This window comes from Streptomyces sp. NPDC001401, from assembly GCF_042895385.1.
Lineage (GTDB): Bacteria > Actinomycetota > Actinomycetes > Streptomycetales > Streptomycetaceae > Streptomyces.
This window is the reverse complement of record NZ_JBIAWI010000012.1, coordinates 230693-248870: the sequence shown is the minus strand read 5'-3', so window position 1 is coordinate 248870 and position 18178 is coordinate 230693. Positions and strand designations below refer to the sequence as shown.

Annotated in this window: 15 protein-coding genes and 1 tRNA gene; 11 read left to right on the top strand and 5 right to left on the bottom strand. The window is 68.2% G+C overall.

Going from position 1 to position 18178, the window contains the following annotated elements; all coding sequences use genetic code 11:
* From yidD to rpmH, 3 genes are read right to left on the bottom strand one after another with little or no spacing between them, the layout of a single operon-like run.
* Window positions 1–354 (bottom strand): membrane protein insertion efficiency factor YidD, encoded by a 354-nt coding sequence (gene yidD, locus ACFY10_RS34780; RefSeq protein WP_390669215.1) that lies wholly within the window; start codon window positions 352–354, stop codon window positions 1–3.
* Window positions 351–722 (bottom strand): ribonuclease P protein component, encoded by a 372-nt coding sequence (gene rnpA / locus ACFY10_RS34775; RefSeq protein ID WP_078912589.1) that lies wholly within the window; start codon window positions 720–722, stop codon window positions 351–353. Before rnpA ends, yidD begins: the two co-directional genes overlap by 4 nt.
* A gap of 21 nt (window positions 723–743) precedes the next feature.
* A complete protein-coding gene (gene rpmH, locus ACFY10_RS34770) occupies window positions 744–881 on the bottom strand; it encodes a 50S ribosomal protein L34 (protein ID WP_005482975.1) in 138 nt (45 codons plus the stop codon).
* 374 nt (window positions 882–1255) lie between these two features.
* Here rpmH and dnaA point away from each other — a divergent pair, with 374 nt between their 5' ends.
* The 9 genes from dnaA (at window position 1256) to ACFY10_RS34725 (ending at window position 14098) form a co-directional block, all read left to right on the top strand.
* On the top strand, window positions 1256–3151 hold the full coding sequence (dnaA, locus tag ACFY10_RS34765) for a chromosomal replication initiator protein DnaA (RefSeq protein ID WP_390669214.1): 1896 nt from the start codon (window positions 1256–1258) through the stop codon (window positions 3149–3151).
* Window positions 3152–4020: 869 nt separating this feature from the next.
* On the top strand, window positions 4021–5151 hold the full coding sequence (gene dnaN / locus ACFY10_RS34760; RefSeq protein ID WP_275779088.1) for a DNA polymerase III subunit beta: 1131 nt from the start codon (window positions 4021–4023) through the stop codon (window positions 5149–5151).
* A 140-nt stretch (window positions 5152–5291) separates the two neighbouring features.
* Window positions 5292–6167 carry a phosphogluconate dehydrogenase (NAD(+)-dependent, decarboxylating) gene (gene gnd, locus ACFY10_RS34755; RefSeq protein ID WP_390669213.1) on the top strand — a complete coding sequence of 292 codons (876 nt, stop codon included), beginning with the start codon at window positions 5292–5294 and terminating at the stop codon, window positions 6165–6167.
* A gap of 52 nt (window positions 6168–6219) precedes the next feature.
* Window positions 6220–7341, top strand: a complete 1122-nt coding sequence (gene recF / locus ACFY10_RS34750) for a DNA replication/repair protein RecF (RefSeq protein ID WP_390669212.1) — start codon at window positions 6220–6222, stop codon at window positions 7339–7341.
* Entirely contained in the window at window positions 7338–7871 is a 534-nt protein-coding gene (locus ACFY10_RS34745) for a DUF721 domain-containing protein (RefSeq protein ID WP_390669211.1), read from the top strand. The genes recF and ACFY10_RS34745 overlap by 4 nt, the downstream gene beginning before the upstream one ends.
* A gap of 398 nt (window positions 7872–8269) precedes the next feature.
* On the top strand, window positions 8270–10330 hold the full coding sequence (gene gyrB / locus ACFY10_RS34740; protein WP_390669210.1) for a DNA topoisomerase (ATP-hydrolyzing) subunit B: 2061 nt from the start codon (window positions 8270–8272) through the stop codon (window positions 10328–10330).
* Between the two features lie 42 nt (window positions 10331–10372).
* Complete coding sequence (gene gyrA, locus ACFY10_RS34735) at window positions 10373–12967, top strand: DNA gyrase subunit A (RefSeq protein ID WP_390669209.1); 2595 nt, start codon at window positions 10373–10375, stop codon at window positions 12965–12967.
* Window positions 12968–12985: 18 nt separating this feature from the next.
* Window positions 12986–13804: a DUF3566 domain-containing protein gene (locus ACFY10_RS34730; protein WP_390669208.1), complete on the top strand. Its 819-nt coding sequence runs from the start codon at window positions 12986–12988 to the stop codon at window positions 13802–13804.
* 217 nt (window positions 13805–14021) lie between these two features.
* Window positions 14022–14098, top strand: a tRNA-Ile gene (locus ACFY10_RS34725).
* 97 nt (window positions 14099–14195) lie between these two features.
* Here the strand turns inward: ACFY10_RS34725 and ACFY10_RS34720 are convergent.
* The gene (locus ACFY10_RS34720) at window positions 14196–14522 is read right to left on the bottom strand and encodes a DUF6344 domain-containing protein (RefSeq protein WP_390669207.1); all 327 of its coding nucleotides are present in this window, start codon (window positions 14520–14522) and stop codon (window positions 14196–14198) included.
* A gap of 327 nt (window positions 14523–14849) precedes the next feature.
* On the opposite strand from ACFY10_RS34720, the gene ACFY10_RS34715 reads away from it, so the two are divergent.
* Window positions 14850–14978, top strand: coding sequence for a DLW-39 family protein (locus tag ACFY10_RS34715; protein ID WP_003999697.1), 129 nt, complete (start codon window positions 14850–14852; stop codon window positions 14976–14978).
* A 136-nt stretch (window positions 14979–15114) separates the two neighbouring features.
* The gene (locus ACFY10_RS34710; RefSeq protein ID WP_390669206.1) at window positions 15115–16470 is read left to right on the top strand and encodes a hypothetical protein; all 1356 of its coding nucleotides are present in this window, start codon (window positions 15115–15117) and stop codon (window positions 16468–16470) included.
* A 72-nt stretch (window positions 16471–16542) separates the two neighbouring features.
* Here the strand turns inward: ACFY10_RS34710 and ACFY10_RS34705 are convergent, their stop codons facing one another.
* Entirely contained in the window at window positions 16543–18066 is a 1524-nt protein-coding gene (locus ACFY10_RS34705; RefSeq protein ID WP_390669205.1) for a serine/threonine protein kinase, read from the bottom strand.
* Window positions 18067–18178: the final 112 nt, after the last annotated feature.

Below are 18178 nucleotides of genomic sequence, written 5' to 3'. Positions count from 1 at the left end.
TCATGCTCCTTGGGCATGGGACGAGGTCTCTGCGGCCGGGCTCAAAGGAAGATTCTCCTCGGTGGCCGGTTCGCCGGCGGAGGGCCCGCCCTTGCGTGCACGCCAGGCGCCACGCAGCATTTCGTGCCACCGCGGACGCTTACGCGGCGGAACATGGTCCACACCGCCCAGCGACCACGGATTGCACCGCAGGATGCGCCAGGCGGTGAGCGCCGTGCCCTTGATCGCACCATGCCGGTCGATGGCCGTGTAGCCGTAGTGGGAACACGACGGGTAGTACTTGCACACAGGCCCGAGCAGCGGACTGATCGTCCACTGGTACAGCTTGATCAAAGCCAGCAGCGGGTACTTCATCGCGCGCCCCCTCCCAGCAGCCGTTCGATGGCGGCATCCAGGTCTCGGGCCAGTTGTGCATGGTCGGCGTCGCCCGCACCGGGCAGCGCTCGTACGACTACCAGGCTACCGGGGGGCAACAGGGCGACTCGGTCGCGCATCAGGTGGCGCAGTCTGCGCTTGACCTTGTTGCGTACCACCGCACCACCCACAGCTTTGCTCACGACGAAACCCGCACGCGTCGGGGGAGCGCTCTCCCCAGGCGCGTGCGGGTCCGTGGCACCGCTACGAAGATGGACGACGAGGGACGGGCGTCCGGCCCGGCGCCCTCGTCGTACCGCGGTCGCGAAGTCCTCGCGCCGCCTCAGCCGGTTCTCGGTGGGCAGCACGACGGCATGACCTGACCGAGATCAGGCGGACAGGCTGGCGCGACCCTTGCTGCGGCGGTTCGCCAGAATCGCGCGGCCGGCACGGGTACGCATCCGCAGGCGGAAGCCGTGGGTCTTGGCACGACGACGGTTGTTCGGCTGGAAGGTGCGCTTGCTCACTCGGGGGCTCCAGAAATCAATCGGTGGTGGCGGGTGCCGTCCTGGCTGTCACCGTGCGCCCACGAGTAGCTCGCAGTTACGCCCGATTGCACCGCTTCCCGATCACCTGACGTGATCTGTGCCCATCGGAGGCAGGCGGCAGCAGCCATCGACAACTCGACCTGGTTACGGTACGCGGGGCTACGCCATCCGGTCAAACCAACGGTCACTGGGAGACACTATCCACAGCCTGGGGACAACAACTTGAACCGCACCCTTCACCCTGACTACCGTGGCTGAACTCCGATTCGTTCCCTTGTACCTGCCCCACCCCATTTGAATCCCGACCCGTCCCACAATCACACGTTCGTGGGACCCGTGAGAGAGCGTGCCCTGTGGCTGACGTACCTGCCGATCTTGCCGCAGTGTGGCCACGAGTATTGGAGCAACTCCTCGGCGAGGGCCGCGGGCAGGGTGTAGAGACGAAGGACGAGCACTGGATCCGGCGCTGCCAGCCACTCGCGCTGGTCGCCGACACCGCCCTGCTCGCCGTACCGAACGAGTTCGCGAAGGGCGTGCTCGAAGGCCGCCTCGCCCCGATCGTCAGCGAGACCCTGAGCCGCGAGTGCGGCCGCCCGATCCGCATCGCGATCACCGTCGACGACACCGCGGGCGAACCCCCCGCCCCGCCGGCACCGCCGGCCCGCCACCAGCCGCGTTACGAGGAACCCGAGCTCCCCTCCGGACAGTACGACGGCTACGGCCGCCACCGCGCCGACGGCCACCGGGCGAACCGCCCCGAGCAGCTCCCCGGCGACCCGGGCGACCAGCTCCCCACCGCCCGCCCGGCCTACCCCTCCGAGTACCAGCGCCCCGAACCCGGCGCCTGGCCGCGCCCGTCGCAGGACGAGTACAGCTGGCAGCAGCAGCGCCTCGGCTTCCCCGAGCGGGACCCGTACGCGTCGCCGCCGCAGGACTCGTACGGCCCCCCGGCACAGGACTCGTACGCCCCGCCCTCCCAGGACTACCGTCCGCAGCCGATGGAGCGCCCCCCGTACGAGACGCAGCGCTCCGACTACGACCAGCCGCCGCGCTCCGACTACGACCAGCGCGACGCCCGCCGGGAGCTGCCCGAGCAGCCGTCCGGCTCCGGACACGTCCACCGCGGTGGCCCGGTCGGCTCCTCGCTGCCCGCCTCCAGCGGTGCCCCCGGCCCGCTGGCCGCGAAGCCCGCGCCGGCCACCGGCCCCGGTGAGCCCACCGCGCGCCTGAACCCGAAGTACCTGTTCGACACCTTCGTCATCGGCGCCTCCAACCGCTTCGCACACGCCGCCGCAGTCGCCGTCGCCGAGGCACCGGCCAAGGCCTACAACCCCCTTTTCATCTACGGGGAGTCGGGGCTCGGCAAGACCCACCTGCTGCACGCCATCGGGCACTACGCGCGCAGCCTCTACCCGGGCACGCGTGTGCGTTATGTGAGCTCTGAGGAGTTCACCAACGAGTTCATCAACTCCATCCGCGACGGCAAGGGCGACAGCTTCCGCAAGCGCTACCGCGAGATGGACATCCTGCTCGTCGACGACATCCAGTTCCTCGCGGACAAGGAGTCGACGCAGGAGGAGTTCTTCCACACCTTCAACACGCTCCACAACGCCAACAAGCAGATCGTGCTCTCCAGCGACCGGCCGCCCAAGCAGCTGGTGACGCTGGAGGACCGGCTGCGGAACCGTTTCGAGTGGGGCCTGATCACCGACGTCCAGCCGCCCGAGCTGGAGACGCGTATCGCGATCCTGCGCAAGAAGGCGGTGCAGGAACAGCTCAACGCCCCGCCGGAGGTACTGGAGTTCATCGCCTCCCGCATCTCGCGCAACATCCGAGAGCTGGAGGGCGCGCTGATCCGGGTGACGGCGTTCGCATCGCTCAACCGGCAGCCGGTGGACCTGGGACTGACGGAGATCGTCCTGAAGGACCTGATCCCCGGTGGCGAGGATTCGGCCCCCGAGATCACGTCCACGGCCATCATGAGCGCGACCGCCGACTACTTCGGCCTCACGGTCGAGGACCTGTGCGGCACCTCGCGCGGCCGCGCCCTGGTGACGGCCCGCCAGATCGCCATGTACCTGTGCCGTGAACTGACGGACCTCTCGCTGCCGAAGATCGGCGCTCTGTTCGGCGGCCGCGACCACACCACCGTCATGCACGCCGACCGCAAGATCCGCAATCTGATGGCCGAGCGGCGCTCCATCTACAACCAGGTGACCGAGCTGACGAACCGCATCAAGAACGGCTGACGGCCACACGGACACGTGCCAGACACGTCGTCGAGGGCGCCCCCGGAGGAGATCCGGCGGGCGCCCTTCGTTGTGTCGGCGTTGTCCGCTGTTCGATTAACTGCCGCGTTACGGCCACTCTCCACAGATTGGGCAACTTTCTTCCGTCCACATGCTGGGGACTGTGGAGTTGTCCAGATCACGATCCACAGGCCACCCGCTGATCAACCATCCAGCCAGGTCAAGTGGCTGTGGATCGGTGGATGAAGGATCTCCACAGACTGTGGACGACGAGGTGATCCACAAGCTGTGCACGAAGTTGTCCACCGGCAACCCACAGGCGGAGCCCAGTTGTCCCCAGTAATCATCGGCTTCTCCACATCGCTGTCCACTGTTCGGCAACGTGACGCGCCTGATCACCGCGTCGAGTGAAAGGCGTCACACAAAGGTGCCGGGTTGGGCTGTGGGCAAGGTGGGTAAAGCTGGGGACGGCCCTGGGGAGAACTCACCTCGGGCTGTGCACGGCGTGTGCAGAACTTTCCGTTCTCCACAGACCTGCGGAGTTGTCCACCGCCTCCGCCCACAGGGCCCGTGGACAAAATCTCGCTTCTGAGCTGGGAAAACAGGGTTATCCACGGTTTCCACAGCCCCTACTACTACTCCCAACTAGAGAGAGCGAGAAGTTCGTTTCGAAGGGGGTCCTGTGCACAACTCGCCGTCCGGCTCCCGGCTGCCCCTCGTCACGACTTGACCCCGAGAGGCACCTACTGTCAGTGCCGTGCGTCAGACTGTTCCCCGGTGTCCTTCCCACCGCAGGGACCGACGACACCGAGACAGACGACGAAGCCAGGCAGGGCGAGAAGCGCCGGCAACAGCAGGAGGCGGCAACAGTGAAGATCCGGGTGGAACGCGACGTACTCGCGGAGGCAGTGGCCTGGGCGGCGCGCAGCCTCCCGGCCCGTCCGCCGGCGCCTGTCCTCGCCGGCCTCCTGCTGAAGGCCGAGGACGGCGTTCTCAGCCTCTCCAGCTTCGACTACGAGGTCTCGGCACGCGTGTCCGTGGAGGCGGAGGTGGAGGAAGAGGGCACCGTCCTGGTCTCAGGCCGGCTGCTCGCCGACATCTCCCGCGCCCTCCCCAACCGCCCGGTGGAGATTTCCACAGACGGTGTACGGGCGACCGTGGTCTGCGGTTCCTCGCGGTTCACACTCCACACCCTGCCTGTGGAGGAGTACCCGGCGCTGCCGCAGATGCCGAACGCCACGGGCACCGTCCCGGGTGAGGTCTTCGCCTCCGCGGCCGCCCAGGTGGCCATCGCGGCCGGCCGTGACGACACGCTGCCCGTGCTGACCGGTGTGCGCATCGAGATCGAGGGCGACACGGTCACGCTGGCCTCCACCGACCGCTACCGCTTCGCGGTCCGCGAGTTCCTGTGGAAGCCGGAGAACCCGGACGCCTCCGCGGTCGCCCTGGTGCCCGCCAAGACGCTCCTGGACACCGCCAAGGCCCTCACGAGTGGCGACAGCGTGATCCTGGCGCTGTCCGGCTCGGGCGCGGGCGAGGGGCTGATCGGTTTCGAGGGTGCGGGCCGCCGTACGACGACGCGTCTGCTCGAGGGTGACCTCCCGAAGTACCGCACGCTGTTCCCGACGGAGTTCAACACCGTCGCCGTCATCGAGACCGCCCCCTTCGTGGAGGCCGTCAAGCGTGTGGCCCTGGTCGCCGAGCGCAACACCCCGGTCCGGCTCAGCTTCGAGCAGGGCGTGCTGATCCTGGAGGCAGGCTCCAGCGACGATGCACAGGCTGTGGAAAGGGTGGATGCGCAGCTCGAGGGCGACGACATCTCCATCGCCTTCAACCCGACGTTCCTGCTGGACGGCCTGAGCGCCATCGACTCCCCGGTGGCCCAGCTGTCGTTCACGACGTCCACCAAGCCGGCGCTGCTCAGCGGCAAGCCTGCGCTGGACGCGGAAGCGGACGAGGCCTACAAGTACCTGATCATGCCTGTGCGGCTCAGCGGCTGATCGCTCTCCTCAGAGAACCCGCAGGTCGGGGCATACGTTTGAGCGGGTATGCCCACAGGTGTGCGCGAGCGTCCGGGTTTAGGCTCGGACGCAGGTACGAAAGTGCCCCAGACGCCACACAGCAACCTAAGGAACAACTGATGGAGCTCGGTCTCGTCGGCCTCGGCAAGATGGGCGGCAACATGCGCGAGCGGATACGCCGCGCAGGCCACACCGTGATCGGATTCGACCGCAACCCGGACCTCGCCGATGTCCACAGCCTGGAAGAGCTTGTGGGCAAGCTCACGGGGCCCCGTGTGGTGTGGGTGATGGTCCCGGCCGGTGCCCCCACCCAGTCGACGATCGACGAGCTGGCCGAGCTCCTGGAGCCGGGAGACGTCGTCGTGGACGGCGGCAACTCCCGCTGGACGGACGACGAGAAGCACGCGGAGGAGCTGGCGGCCAAGGGCATCGGCTTCGTCGACTGCGGCGTCTCCGGCGGCGTCTGGGGGCTGGAGAACGGCTATGCGCTGATGTACGGCGGCGACGCGGAGAACGTGGCCAAGGTGCAGCCGGTCTTCGACGCCCTCAAGCCCGAGGGGAAGTTCGGCTCGGTGCACGCCGGCAAGGTCGGTGCGGGCCACTTCGCGAAGATGGTCCACAACGGCATCGAGTACGCGATGATGCAGGCCTACGCCGAGGGCTGGGAGCTCCTGGAGAAGGTCGACTCGGTCACGGATGTGCGCGAGGTCTTCCGGTCCTGGCAGGAGGGCACGGTGATCCGTTCCTGGCTGCTGGACCTCGCGGTGAACGCGCTCCACGAGGACGAGCACCTGGACAGGCTGAAAGGTTTTGCACAGGACTCCGGCGAGGGACGCTGGACTGTGGAAGCCGCCATCGACAACGCCGTGCCGCTGCCCGCGATCACGGCCTCGCTCTTCGCGCGGTTCGCGTCGCGCCAGGAGGACTCTCCGCAGATGAAGATGATCGCTGCGCTGCGGAACCAGTTCGGCGGCCACGCGGTCGAGAAGAAGTAATCCACAGGGCTGCATCCACAGTCCACAACCTGGGGGAGGTCGGCGACCGACCATGCACGTCACGCATCTGTCGCTTGCCGACTTCCGCTCGTACGCCCGGGTCGAAGTTCCGCTCGACCCGGGTGTCACCGCTTTTGTGGGCCCGAACGGCCAGGGCAAGACGAACCTTGTCGAGGCCGTCGGCTATCTGGCCACGCTCGGCAGCCACCGTGTCGCCTCCGACGCCCCCCTGGTTCGTATGGGCGCCGACCGCGCGGTCATCCGGGCGCAGGTCAAGCAGGGCGAGCGGCAGCAGCTGGTCGAGCTGGAGCTGAACCCCGGTAAGGCCAACCGGGCTCGTATCAACAGGTCCTCGCAGGTCAGGCCGCGTGACGTGCTGGGCATCGTACGGACGGTCCTGTTCGCGCCCGAGGATCTTTCTCTTGTCAAGGGCGATCCCGGTGAGCGGCGTCGTTTCCTGGACGAGCTGATCACCGCCCGCTCCCCGCGCATGGCCGCCGTGCGCTCCGACTACGAGCGGGTTCTGAAGCAGCGCAACACGCTCCTCAAGTCGGCCGCGCTGGCCCGCCGTCACGGCGGCCGCTCCATGGACCTGTCCACGCTCGACGTGTGGGACCAGCATCTCGCGCGCGTGGGTGCCGAGTTGCTCGCCCAGCGGCTGGACCTGGTCGCGACGATCCAGCCGCTGGCCGACAAGGCGTACGAGCAGTTGGCGCCGGGGGGCGGCCCGGTCGCCCTGGAGTACAAGCCGTCCGCCCCCGGTGAGGCTCATGCGCGCGAGGATCTCTACGAGCAGCTGATGGGGGCGCTCGCCGAGGCGCGCAAGCAGGAGATCGAGCGGGGCGTCACCCTCGTAGGACCCCATCGAGACGATTTGCTTCTCAAACTCGGTCAGCTGCCTGCCAAGGGGTATGCCTCCCACGGCGAGTCCTGGTCGTACGCGCTGGCGCTGCGCCTTGCCTCGTACGACCTGCTGCGGGCCGAGGGCAACGAGCCGGTGCTGGTGCTGGACGACGTCTTCGCCGAGCTCGACACCCGCCGCCGGGAGCGCCTGGCGGAGCTGGTCGCGCCCGGTGAGCAGGTGCTGGTGACCGCCGCGGTCGACGATGACGTACCGCATGTACTGACCGGGACGCGGTACTCCGTGTCGGACGGGACGGTGGAGCGCGCATGACGGACGAAGAGCCGGCGCCCAAGAAGACTCCCGAGCCGTCCGGCGTCGACCTCGCGCGCGTGGCGCTGAGGGCGGCGAAGGAGCAGGCACGCGCGCGTGGGGACGCGGCGCAGCAGAAGAAGCAGGCGCGGCGCGGTGGCCTGCGCTCCGGCGCGCGCGCCGACGGGCGCGATCCCATGGCGCTCGGTGCTGCGATCAACCGGCTCATCACGGAACGGGGTTGGGAGACCCCGGCGGCGGTGGGCGGGGTGATGGGCCGCTGGCCGCAGATCGTGGGCGAGGACGTGGCCAAGCACTGTGTGCCGGAGAAGTACGACGAGGACGAGCGCGTCCTGGTGGTGCGCTGTGATTCCACGGCCTGGGCGACGAATCTGCGCCTGCTCGCCCCGACGCTGGTGGCCCGTCTCAACGAGGACCTCGGGCACGGCGCGGTGAAGATGATCAAGGTGAACGGCCCCGGCGGTCCCGCCCGTCGCTACGGCCCCCTGCGCGCCCCTGGCAGCACGGGGCCCGGCGATACATACGGGTGACACACCTCACATCTGCAGGCTGCCGGCGGTCTGGTCGTGGTGCCGGCGGCCTCTGTGTCGTACCACCGCACGCGGTCGCGAATCCCGACCTGACTCCCAAGTAGCCAAGGGTTGACAGCCGGAAGCGCTGAGTGCCGCTGTGAGCCTCTTGGAGCCCTGCTCCGCATATGGGGACCCGGCAGACGCCGGTTGAGGGCGCCACATGAGGACTCAGGTACCGGCAAACCCCCATCACTGTCGGCGCTACCGGTAGACTGGAAGCTAATCCCGCCCCATTCGTGGGGACCGTCCGGGAAAAGCTGAGCAACGCTGAACAAGGCTTACCAACGCAACATGCCGCAGCCGCTCCGGCAACCCGCCGACGAGCCTGGCTCGTGCTGTGCCAGAAAGGGCGCTTCGTGGCCGATTCCGGCAACCCCAACGAGAACATCCCGTCCACCGACGCCGGCGAGAACGGTGCGGTGACCTCGTCGAACGGCGAGGTCACCGCCTCGTACGACGCCAGCGCCATCACCGTCCTCGAGGGCCTGGACGCGGTCCGCAAGCGCCCTGGTATGTACATCGGCTCGACCGGTGAGCGAGGGCTGCACCACCTCGTGTACGAGGTCGTCGACAACTCCGTCGACGAGGCACTGGCCGGCCACGCGGACACCATCGACGTGACGATCCTCGCCGACGGCGGCGTGCGCGTGGTCGACAACGGCCGTGGCATCCCGGTCGGCATCGTGCCCTCCGAGGGCAAGCCGGCGCTCGAGGTCGTGCTGACCGTGCTGCACGCGGGCGGCAAGTTCGGTGGCGGCGGCTACGCGGTCTCCGGTGGTCTGCACGGCGTGGGCGTCTCGGTCGTGAACGCGCTGTCCGCGAAGGTCGCCGTCGAGGTCAGGACCGACGGCCACCGCTGGACGCAGGACTACAAGATGGGCGTCCCCACGGCGCCGCTCGCCAAGCACGAGGCCATCGAGGAGACCGGCACGTCGGTCACCTTCTGGGCCGACGGCGACATCTTCGAGACCACCGACTACTCCTTCGAGACGCTCTCGCGGCGCTTCCAGGAGATGGCGTTCCTCAACAAGGGTTTGACGATCAAACTCACTGATGAGCGCGAGTCGGCGAAGGCCACCTCCGGCGCGGACGAGGCGGGTGCGGACGAGACCGCCGAGGTCAAGACCGTCACGTACCACTACGAGGGCGGCATCGTCGACTTCGTGAAGTACCTCAACTCCCGCAAGGGAGACGTGGTGCATCCGACGGTGATCGACCTCGAGGCGGAGGACAAGGAGAAGAGCCTCTCCCTCGAAGTCGCGATGCAGTGGAACAGCGGTTACAGCGAGGGCGTGTACTCCTTCGCCAACATCATCCACACCCATGAGGGCGGTACGCACGAAGAGGGCTTCCGCGCAGCGCTCACCAACCTGATCAACAAGTACGCGCGCGACAAGAAGCTGCTGCGCGAGAAGGACGACAACCTCACGGGTGACGACATCCGCGAGGGTCTGACCGCGATCATCTCGGTGAAGCTGAGCGAGCCGCAGTTCGAGGGCCAGACCAAGACCAAGCTGGGCAACACGGAGGCGAAGACCTTCGTCCAGAAGGCGGTCTACGAGCACCTCAACGACTGGCTGGACCGCAACCCGAACGAGGCGGCGGACATCATCCGCAAGGGCATCCAGGCGGCCACCGCGCGCGTGGCGGCCCGCAAGGCCCGCGATCTGACCCGGCGCAAGGGCTTGCTGGAGTCGGCGTCCCTGCCGGGCAAGCTCTCCGACTGCCAGTCGAACGACCCCACCAAGTGCGAGATCTTCATCGTCGAGGGTGACTCCGCCGGCGGCTCGGCCAAGTCCGGCCGCAACCCGCAGTACCAGGCGATCCTCCCGATCCGAGGCAAGATCCTCAACGTCGAGAAGGCGCGGATCGACAAGATCCTGCAGAACCAGGAGATCCAAGCGCTGATCTCGGCCTTCGGCACGGGTGTGCACGAGGACTTCGACATCGAGAAGCTTCGCTATCACAAGATCATCCTGATGGCGGACGCCGATGTCGACGGCCAGCACATCAACACCCTGCTGCTGACCTTCCTGTTCCGCTTCATGCGGCCGCTGGTCGAGGCCGGGCACGTGTTCCTGTCGCGTCCCCCGCTCTACAAGCTCAAGTGGGGCCGGGACGACACCGAGTACGCCTACTCGGACCGCGAGCGCGACGCGCTGCTCGAGCTGGGCCGCCAGCGTGGAAAGCGCGTCCGCGAGGACTCGATCCAGCGCTTCAAGGGTCTCGGCGAGATGAACGCCGAGGAGCTGCGCATCACGACGATGGACCAGGAGCACCGGGTCCTCGGCCAGGTCACCCTGGACGACGCCGCGCAGGCCGACGACCTGTTCTCGGTCCTGATGGGCGAGGACGTCGAGGCGCGCCGCCAGTTCATCCAGCGCAACGCCAAGGACGTCCGGTTCCTCGACATCTGAGTCGGTCTCAGCTGACCGCACCAGGAAGGATCTTCACCAGCAATGGCCGACGAGAACACTCCCCTCACGCCTGAAGAAGGCGGCGACATCGCCCAGCGTGTCGAGCCCGTCGGGCTCGAGACGGAGATGCAGCGCTCGTACCTGGACTACGCGATGTCCGTCATCGTGTCCCGTGCGCTGCCCGACGTCCGCGACGGTCTCAAGCCCGTCCACCGCCGCGTCCTGTACGCCATGTACGACGGCGGCTACCGCCCCGAGCGTGGCTTCTACAAGTGCGCCCGCGTCGTCGGCGACGTCATGGGCAACTACCACCCGCACGGCGACTCCTCGATCTACGACGCGCTGGTCCGCCTCGCGCAGCCGTGGTCGATGCGCATGCCGCTCGTCGACTCCAACGGCAACTTCGGTTCTCCGGGCAACGACCCCGCGGCCGCCATGCGCTACACCGAGTGCAAGATGGCGCCGCTGTCGATGGAAATGGTCCGTGACATCGACGAGGAGACCGTCGACTTCACGGACAACTACGACGGCCGCTCCCAGGAGCCGACCGTCCTGCCGGCCCGCTTCCCGAACCTGCTGATCAACGGCTCGGCCGGTATCGCGGTCGGCATGGCCACCAACATCCCGCCGCACAACCTGCGCGAGGTCGCGTCCGGCGCCCAGTGGTACCTGGAGAACCCGGAGGCCTCGCACGAGGAGCTCCTGGACGCCCTGATCGAGCGCATCAAGGGCCCCGACTTCCCGACCGGCGCCCTCGTGGTGGGCCGCAAGGGCATCGAGGAGGCGTACCGTACGGGCCGTGGCTCGATCACCATGCGGGCGGTCGTCGAGGTCGAGGAGATCCAGAACCGCCAGTGCCTGGTGGTCACGGAGCTGCCGTACCAGGTCAACCCCGACAACCTCGCCCAGAAGATCGCCGACCTGGTGAAGGACGGCAAGGTCGGCGGCATCGCGGACGTCCGGGACGAGACCAGCTCCCGTACCGGCCAGCGTCTGGTCATCGTGCTGAAGCGGGACGCGGTCGCCAAGGTCGTACTGAACAACCTGTACAAGCACACGGACCTGCAGACGAACTTCGGCGCCAACATGCTGGCGCTCGTCGACGGTGTCCCGCGCACGCTCTCCCTGGACGCGTTCATCCGCCACTGGGTGACGCACCAGATCGAGGTCATCGTCCGCCGTACGCGCTTCCGCCTGCGCAAGGCCGAGGAACGGGCGCACATCCTGCGTGGTCTGCTGAAGGCCCTGGACGCGATCGACGAGGTCATCGCGCTGATCCGGCGCAGTGACACCGTCGACATCGCGCGCGCGGGTCTGATGGACCTCCTGGAGATCGACGAGATCCAGGCGAACGCCATCCTCGAGATGCAGCTGCGCCGACTGGCCGCCCTGGAGCGCCGGAAGATCATCCAGGAGCACGACGAACTCCAGGCGAAGATCACCGAGTACAACGAGATCCTCGCCTCCCCGGTCCGCCAGCGTGGCATCGTCAGCGAGGAACTCGCCGCGATCGTCGAGAAGTACGGCGACGACCGCAAGACGATGCTGGTGCCCTTCGACGGCGACATGTCCATCGAGGACCTGATCGCCGAAGAGGACATCGTCGTCACCATCACGCGCGGCGGCTACATCAAGCGCACCAAGACGGAGGACTACCGCTCGCAGAAGCGGGGCGGCAAGGGCGTGCGCGGCACAAAGCTGAAGCAGGACGACATCGTCGACCACTTCTTCGTGTCGACCACGCACCACTGGCTGCTCTTCTTCACCAACAAGGGCCGCGTCTACCGTGCGAAGGCGTACGAGCTTCCGGACGCCGGCCGTGAGGCGCGCGGCCAGCACGTCGCGAATCTGCTCGCCTTCCAGCCGGACGAGGCGATCGCCGAGATCCTCGCGATCCGCGACTACGAGGCGGCGCCGTACCTGGTCCTGGCCACCAAGGGCGGCCTGGTCAAGAAGACGTCGTTGAAGGATTACGATTCGCCCCGCTCCGGCGGCGTGATCGCGATCAACCTCCGGGAGACGGAGGACGGTTCGGACGACGAACTGATCGGAGCCGAGCTCGTTTCGGCCGATGACGATCTGCTTCTGATCAGCAAGAAGGCACAGTCGATCAGGTTCACCGCCACGGATGACAGCCTGCGGCCCATGGGCCGTGCTACCTCGGGTGTCAAGGGCATGAGTTTCCGCGAGGGCGATGAACTTCTGTCGATGAATGTTGTTCGACCCGGTACGTTCGTGTTCACTGCTACGGACGGCGGGTACGCGAAGCGGACCGCCGTCGACGAGTACCGCGTCCAGGGTCGCGGCGGCCTCGGTATCAAGGCCGCCAAGATCGTGGAGGACCGCGGTTCGCTGGTCGGCGCGCTGGTGGTCGAGGAGACCGACGAGATCCTCGCCATCACGCTGTCGGGCGGTGTGATTCGTACGCGAGTCAACGAGGTCAGGGAGACGGGCCGTGACACCATGGGCGTCCAACTGATCAACCTGGGCAAGCGCGATGCCGTCGTCGGTATCGCTCGTAACGCCGAGGCGGGACGCGAGGCGGAGGAGGTCGACGGCGATGTGGCCGTCGACGAGACCGCCGAAGGTGCCGCGACCACCGGCACGGACGAGGGTGAGGCGCCCTCGGCCGAGTAGCACGAGGAGTGAGTCATCGTGAGCGGAGCCACGGGCGCCGGATCGGCCGGTACCCCCACGGGTACCGAAACGGACGGAGGCGGCCGTGGCTCCGCCGCGCGTGCGACGGATTCGCACACGACCCAACTGCGCAAGATCGACGCAGGTGCGACCGACTCGCCCTCGTCCGAGACTCATGGATCCCAGGGGGGAACTGTGACGGAAGCCCGAGGCCCGCAGACCCAGCAGCAGAAGGCTGGGGCGGGTCCGGCCGCACCGGGAGCCCAGCCGCAGCCTCAGCCGCAGCAGCCTCCGGCCCAGCCCGCACCGCCACAGGCGGCTTCCCCGCTGCCCGGGGAGCGGCAGCCGCAGCAGCCCGCCGGGCCCTACCACCCGCCGCAGGCGTACCAGAACCAGGCCCAGGCGCCCGCCCACACACCGAGCGGTGCGGTACGGCGGCCGCGCACCGGCGCGCGCACCACGCCCCGTATCCGCAAGGCACGTCTGCGTGTGGCGAAGGCCGATCCGTGGTCGGTCATGAAGGTGAGCTTCCTGCTCTCCATCGCGCTGGGCATCTGCACGATCGTCGCGTCCGCGGTGCTGTGGATGGTCATGGACGCGATGGGCGTCTTCTCCTCGGTCGGCGGCACGATCTCCGAGGCGACCGGATCGAACGAGTCGAACGGCTTTGACCTGCAGTCGTTCCTGTCGCTTCCGCACGTCCTGATGTTCACGTCGATCATCGCGGTCATCGACGTCGTTCTCGCGACGGCTCTCGCGACCCTCGGCGCGTTCATCTACAACCTCTCCGCGGGCTTCGTCGGCGGCATCGAGCTGACGCTCGCCGAGGACGAGTGACATTAACCGTGACCGTCGTTTCAAACCCCTGCCACCGGTTCTGACCTCTGCCACCGGTTCTGACCTCTGCCCCTGGTTCTGACCTCTGCCGGGTCTTGGCCTCTGCCACCGGTCCTTGCCTCTGCCACCGGTCCTGAGACAACCGATTTTGGGACTGCCCACGTCGTGCGCTAATCTTCAGGGGTCAGCGCGCGGGACACACACCGCAGAGCGCGGCGGGGCTATAGCTCAGTTGGTTAGAGCGCATCCCTGATAAGGATGAGGCCACAGGTTCAAATCCTGTTAGCCCCACCAGCGAAAAGACCCCCAACCGGTTCCGGTTGGGGGTCTTCTGCTTGGGCGGTTCGGGTACGCAAGTTCGCCGTTACGCCGGGGATGGAGAGGCGGTGCCTCACAGCTGGAGGGGAGTGGCCGGCTCGGCGGTGCCTGTGTCCGCGCCTTCCTCCGTCTCCGTGAGCGGGCTGTGGCGGCAGCTGGGGGACTTTCCGTGGGCCTCGGCGCGGATGCGCTGCTTCATCGTGGGGGGCAGGGCTCTGGCGTAGGACCAGGACCAGTGGGGTGCCGTCGGCATCGTCACGGGCGCGATGCAGTTGCCGGTCGTCTCGGTCTGCGGTACGGCCGCGGCGGCGGTCGTCGTGATGAGTCCGAGCGCCGTGCACAGCGCGAGGAAGGCGGTGACGATGGCGTTCCACAGCTTCATGACCTGGTTCTGGGCCATGGCCCCTCACTTTCGGGTCGGGCGATTTGCGTACTTTCCTCATTATGTGTATCGGGGTCGCGAAGTGGTGGACCGACGCCCGTGGCGCGGCGATGTTCAGATGAACAACACTCGGATGGGTCAAAACAGCTGGAAAATAGGAGAATGGCAGGCAAAGTCACCGTCTGTGGGGGTGTGATCACCCTCAGATCGGAGCGGTGACCTCCGGTTCTACTGCGGTTTGCCGGAGGGGAGTTGAGGGCCCACGCAGGTCACCGATCGGTATCGGCCGGTGTGTATAGTCGGGCGCCAGAGGTCCCCTACGTCAAGGAAAGACGAGGTCGCGCGGTGAAGAAGCTTCTCCTGGTCGCACTGGCCGCCATCGGCGGGCTCCTCGTGTACCGCCAGATCCAGGCGGATCGCGCCGAGCAGGATCTGTGGACGGAGGCGACTGACTCCGTGCCCACGGGTTCGTGAGTATCGACAACGGAATCTGAACAGACCCCGGCCGTCCTTGCGGTCGGGGTTTTGTGTTGCGCGGATGAGGCGCGGCCTCGCGGGGCAGGATGGGCCACGGTCCAGCGGTCCGGACGACGACGAGGGGTGGCGCGTGATGGGGCGGCGTACGGCGTGGTGGCGCGCGAGAGCATGGCGCGGGCGTCGGTCCGCACGCGCGCGCGTGGCAGCCGTGGCAGCGGTGCTGTGCACGGCGGCGTCGGTGTCCTGGCCGACCGCCACCGCGGCGGCAGCCGGAACCCCGAGCCCGAGCACCGATGTCTCCTCCGCCTCCTCCTATGCCTTTGCGGAGGACGCCCGGGTCGTGGACGGGGCGAAGGGGACCACGGACGCCGAGCGCCTGGAGGCCGGCAAGACCTACCGGAGCTCCCTGCCCAGGGACGCGAAGGTCTACTACAGTCTCGACCTCGATGCCGCGTCCAACGCGTACGTCTCCGTCACCGCCGTCCCCCGCGCGGGCTCCACGCTCTCCATCACTGACGGCATCAGGGTGTCGGTGCAGGACGCCGGCAACCACTTCTGCTCCAACGAGCGCGCGCGTTTCGGCGCCTCCAAGAGTCCGCACCCCATCACGGCCTGGGGCGCACGGACGACCTCCCCGGCCGACCCTGTGTGCCGGGGCGCCGGCACCTACTACGTCGTCGTCGAGCGTGTCGGTACGGCGGAATCCTCGCCCGGCGCCTGGGACCTGGAGCTCACCGCCACAACCGAACCGCGTCTGAAGCAGGCCGGTTCGACGAGCACGCCCAAGGCCTGGAACTCCGCCTCGCCCACCCCTGTCTCGGGCGTGGCCAAGCGCAGTCAGGGCGGCGCGGGGTTCTCCCGGGCGGCCTCCGTGGGACAGGGCGTCTGGCGCGCCGCCATCTCGCCCGGGCAGACGCTCTTCTACAAGATCCCGGTCGACTGGGGCCAACAGCCGTCCGCCACGGCCGAACTGGGCAGCGCGAACGGCGACGGCCACGGCTACGCCATCGACGCCCTGGCCCTCACGCTCTACAACCCCGTCCGCGCCGACGTGGCGGACGCGAGCGTCGGCTACGACGGCAAGCAGAAGTCGGCCTCCCTCCGCGCGGTGCCGGCCGTCGACTACACCAACCGCTACGCCGTCCCCGACCAAGTGAACGGAATGCGGTTCGCCGGCTCGTACTACCTGGTGGTGCACCTCGCCGCAGGAGTGGCCGACAAGTTCGGCGACGGGCCGTTCGGGCTGACGCTGCGCGTCGGGGTCGAGGGTGCGGCGCAGGACGGTCCCGGGTACGCGGGGCAGTCCGTGCCGCGGAACGTCTTCGAGGTCAGCGCGCAGGACCGGGAGGCAGCCGCGGAGGGCAGGCCCGCGGACGCCGACGCCACGATGAAGGCGGTCGCCGCGGGTGGCATCGGAGCGGGCACGGTCGTGCTCGTCGTGCTCGGGGTGTGGACCGTCGCGGCGCGGCGGAGGGCACGGGCCTGGTGAGTCCTACGGCCCGGCGAAGGGCAGAGGCCCGGTGAGGTCCTGTGGTCCGCGGGTCGAGGGCCGGCGGACGGTTCAGATGCGCGTGAGCGCCCAGAATCCGACGGCGTAGCAGGTCAGCGCGAGAAGCAGGAGTGGGATCGCCACCTTGGCGGGCGGGCCGGGACGGCGTGCGGGGCGGGCGCGATGGCCGCGGCGCGTCGTCGCCTGCGAGATTCCCTGCGCGGAAGGCGGAACCTGAGGAGCCTGGGCGGTGTACGAAACAGTAGAGACATCAGCACGCTGGTGCGGCGTCGGCGTCAGGGCCTGGTGCAGCGGCGTGTGCGGCTGGGGGGAGGGCAGTACATGCGTGGGGTCATGGGGGGAGACGTAGGCGGGCTGGTGCTGGCTGCCCTGGTGGGGATGCGCCTGTGCATGGGGCGTTGGCGTCTGTGGAGCGGGAGTTCGGGCGGAGGAGGCAGTGGCCTGCGGGGGCGGCAGGTGGAAGCTGCCGGTGTCCGACATGCTGGGCGGCTGCGTGGGGACGGACGGCTCCGGCCGGCGTCCGGGGGCCTGACGGGGATCGGGCAGCGGCGTAACGCCCGTGGACGCCACGGCGTTTGCGTCCGACGCGGACGGCAGGGAAGACGCCTCTGCCTCAACGGGCCGCGACGGAGCCTCACTTGCACCGGTCCCACGAGTGTCTGCCTCCCTCTTCGCCTCCACCCCCGGTGCGGGTTTGAGAGGTCCCGTGGGGGCGAACCCCGGTGGGAGCTGGCCGAGTTGGTCGAAGATCTCGATCAGCTCGTCGTCGGGGCCGGGTTCCGGCAGGAGCTCCCTGGCGGAGGCGAGCGCCTTGCGCGCCCCTGTGGCCGTGCGGAACCGGGCCTGCGGGTCGGGCTGCAGCAGCGTGGCCACAACCTGCCACAGCGGCTCGGGAATGCCCTTGGGCGCGCTCGGCGTCCCGTGCGCCGCGAAGTACTGGATGAGCGCCTTGGCGTCCGGCTTGGCACCCTCCAGCAGATACAACGCGACCAGTCCCACCGCGAACAGGTCGGCGGGGAAGTCCGGTTCCGCGCCCATCATCTGCTCGGGCGCGAGATAACCCGGCGTCCCCACCACGAGATTGGTCTCCGTCAGACGCGGTTCACCCAGCCGCATGGCGATGCCGAAGTCGGACAGCCGCAGCCGCGGCCGGCCCGTGCCGGTGGCTTCCAGGAGGACATTGGCAGGCTTGATGTCGCGGTGTACGACGCCCTCCGCGTGCACCGCGGACAGCCCCGACAGGAGCTGGTCGAGCAAGGTGCAGACGAAGGCCGGGGGCAGGGGGCCGTAGTCCCCGACCAGATGAACCAGCGAGCCGCCGGCGACGAGGTCCATGGTGAACAGGACCTTGTCGTCGTCGGCGGCCCAGCTGGCGGGCGCAAGCACATGAGGGTGATCGATACGCAGGGCCTGCTCGCGGACGAAGCGCAGCAGAGAGTGCGCGTCGCGCTGCTGCAGCACCTTGGCGGCCACATAGCGGCGGCGGCGGTGGTCCCAGGCGCGCCAGACGGCGCCGACTCCTCCGCGTCCGATCGGGTCGACCAGTTCGTACCGGCCGGCGAAGACCTCACCCATGGCTGTGCGTCGCTCCTCCCCCTTCGGCTACCCCCCCTTGCTTGCCCCTCGACGGGTGATACGACTCCCCCCAGCGCCATTCCTCGACGAGCGTGATGAGTGATACGAGCCC

Excerpts from the sequence above, each read along its gene's own strand:
- recF (WP_390669212.1), top strand. The coding sequence starts at position 6,220 with ATGCACGTCACGCATCTGTCGCTTGCCGACTTCCGCTCGTACGCCCGG.
- ACFY10_RS34745 (WP_390669211.1), top strand. The coding sequence starts at position 7,338 with ATGACGGACGAAGAGCCGGCGCCCAAGAAGACTCCCGAGCCGTCCGGC.
- ACFY10_RS34720 (WP_390669207.1), bottom strand. The coding sequence starts at position 14,522 with ATGGCCCAGAACCAGGTCATGAAGCTGTGGAACGCCATCGTCACCGCC.
- gnd (WP_390669213.1), top strand. The coding sequence starts at position 5,292 with ATGGAGCTCGGTCTCGTCGGCCTCGGCAAGATGGGCGGCAACATGCGC.
- ACFY10_RS34710 (WP_390669206.1), top strand. The coding sequence starts at position 15,115 with ATGGGGCGGCGTACGGCGTGGTGGCGCGCGAGAGCATGGCGCGGGCGT.
- ACFY10_RS34705 (WP_390669205.1), bottom strand. The coding sequence starts at position 18,066 with ATGGGTGAGGTCTTCGCCGGCCGGTACGAACTGGTCGACCCGATCGGA.
- yidD (WP_390669215.1), bottom strand. The coding sequence starts at position 354 with ATGAAGTACCCGCTGCTGGCTTTGATCAAGCTGTACCAGTGGACGATC.
- gyrA (WP_390669209.1), top strand. The coding sequence starts at position 10,373 with ATGGCCGACGAGAACACTCCCCTCACGCCTGAAGAAGGCGGCGACATC.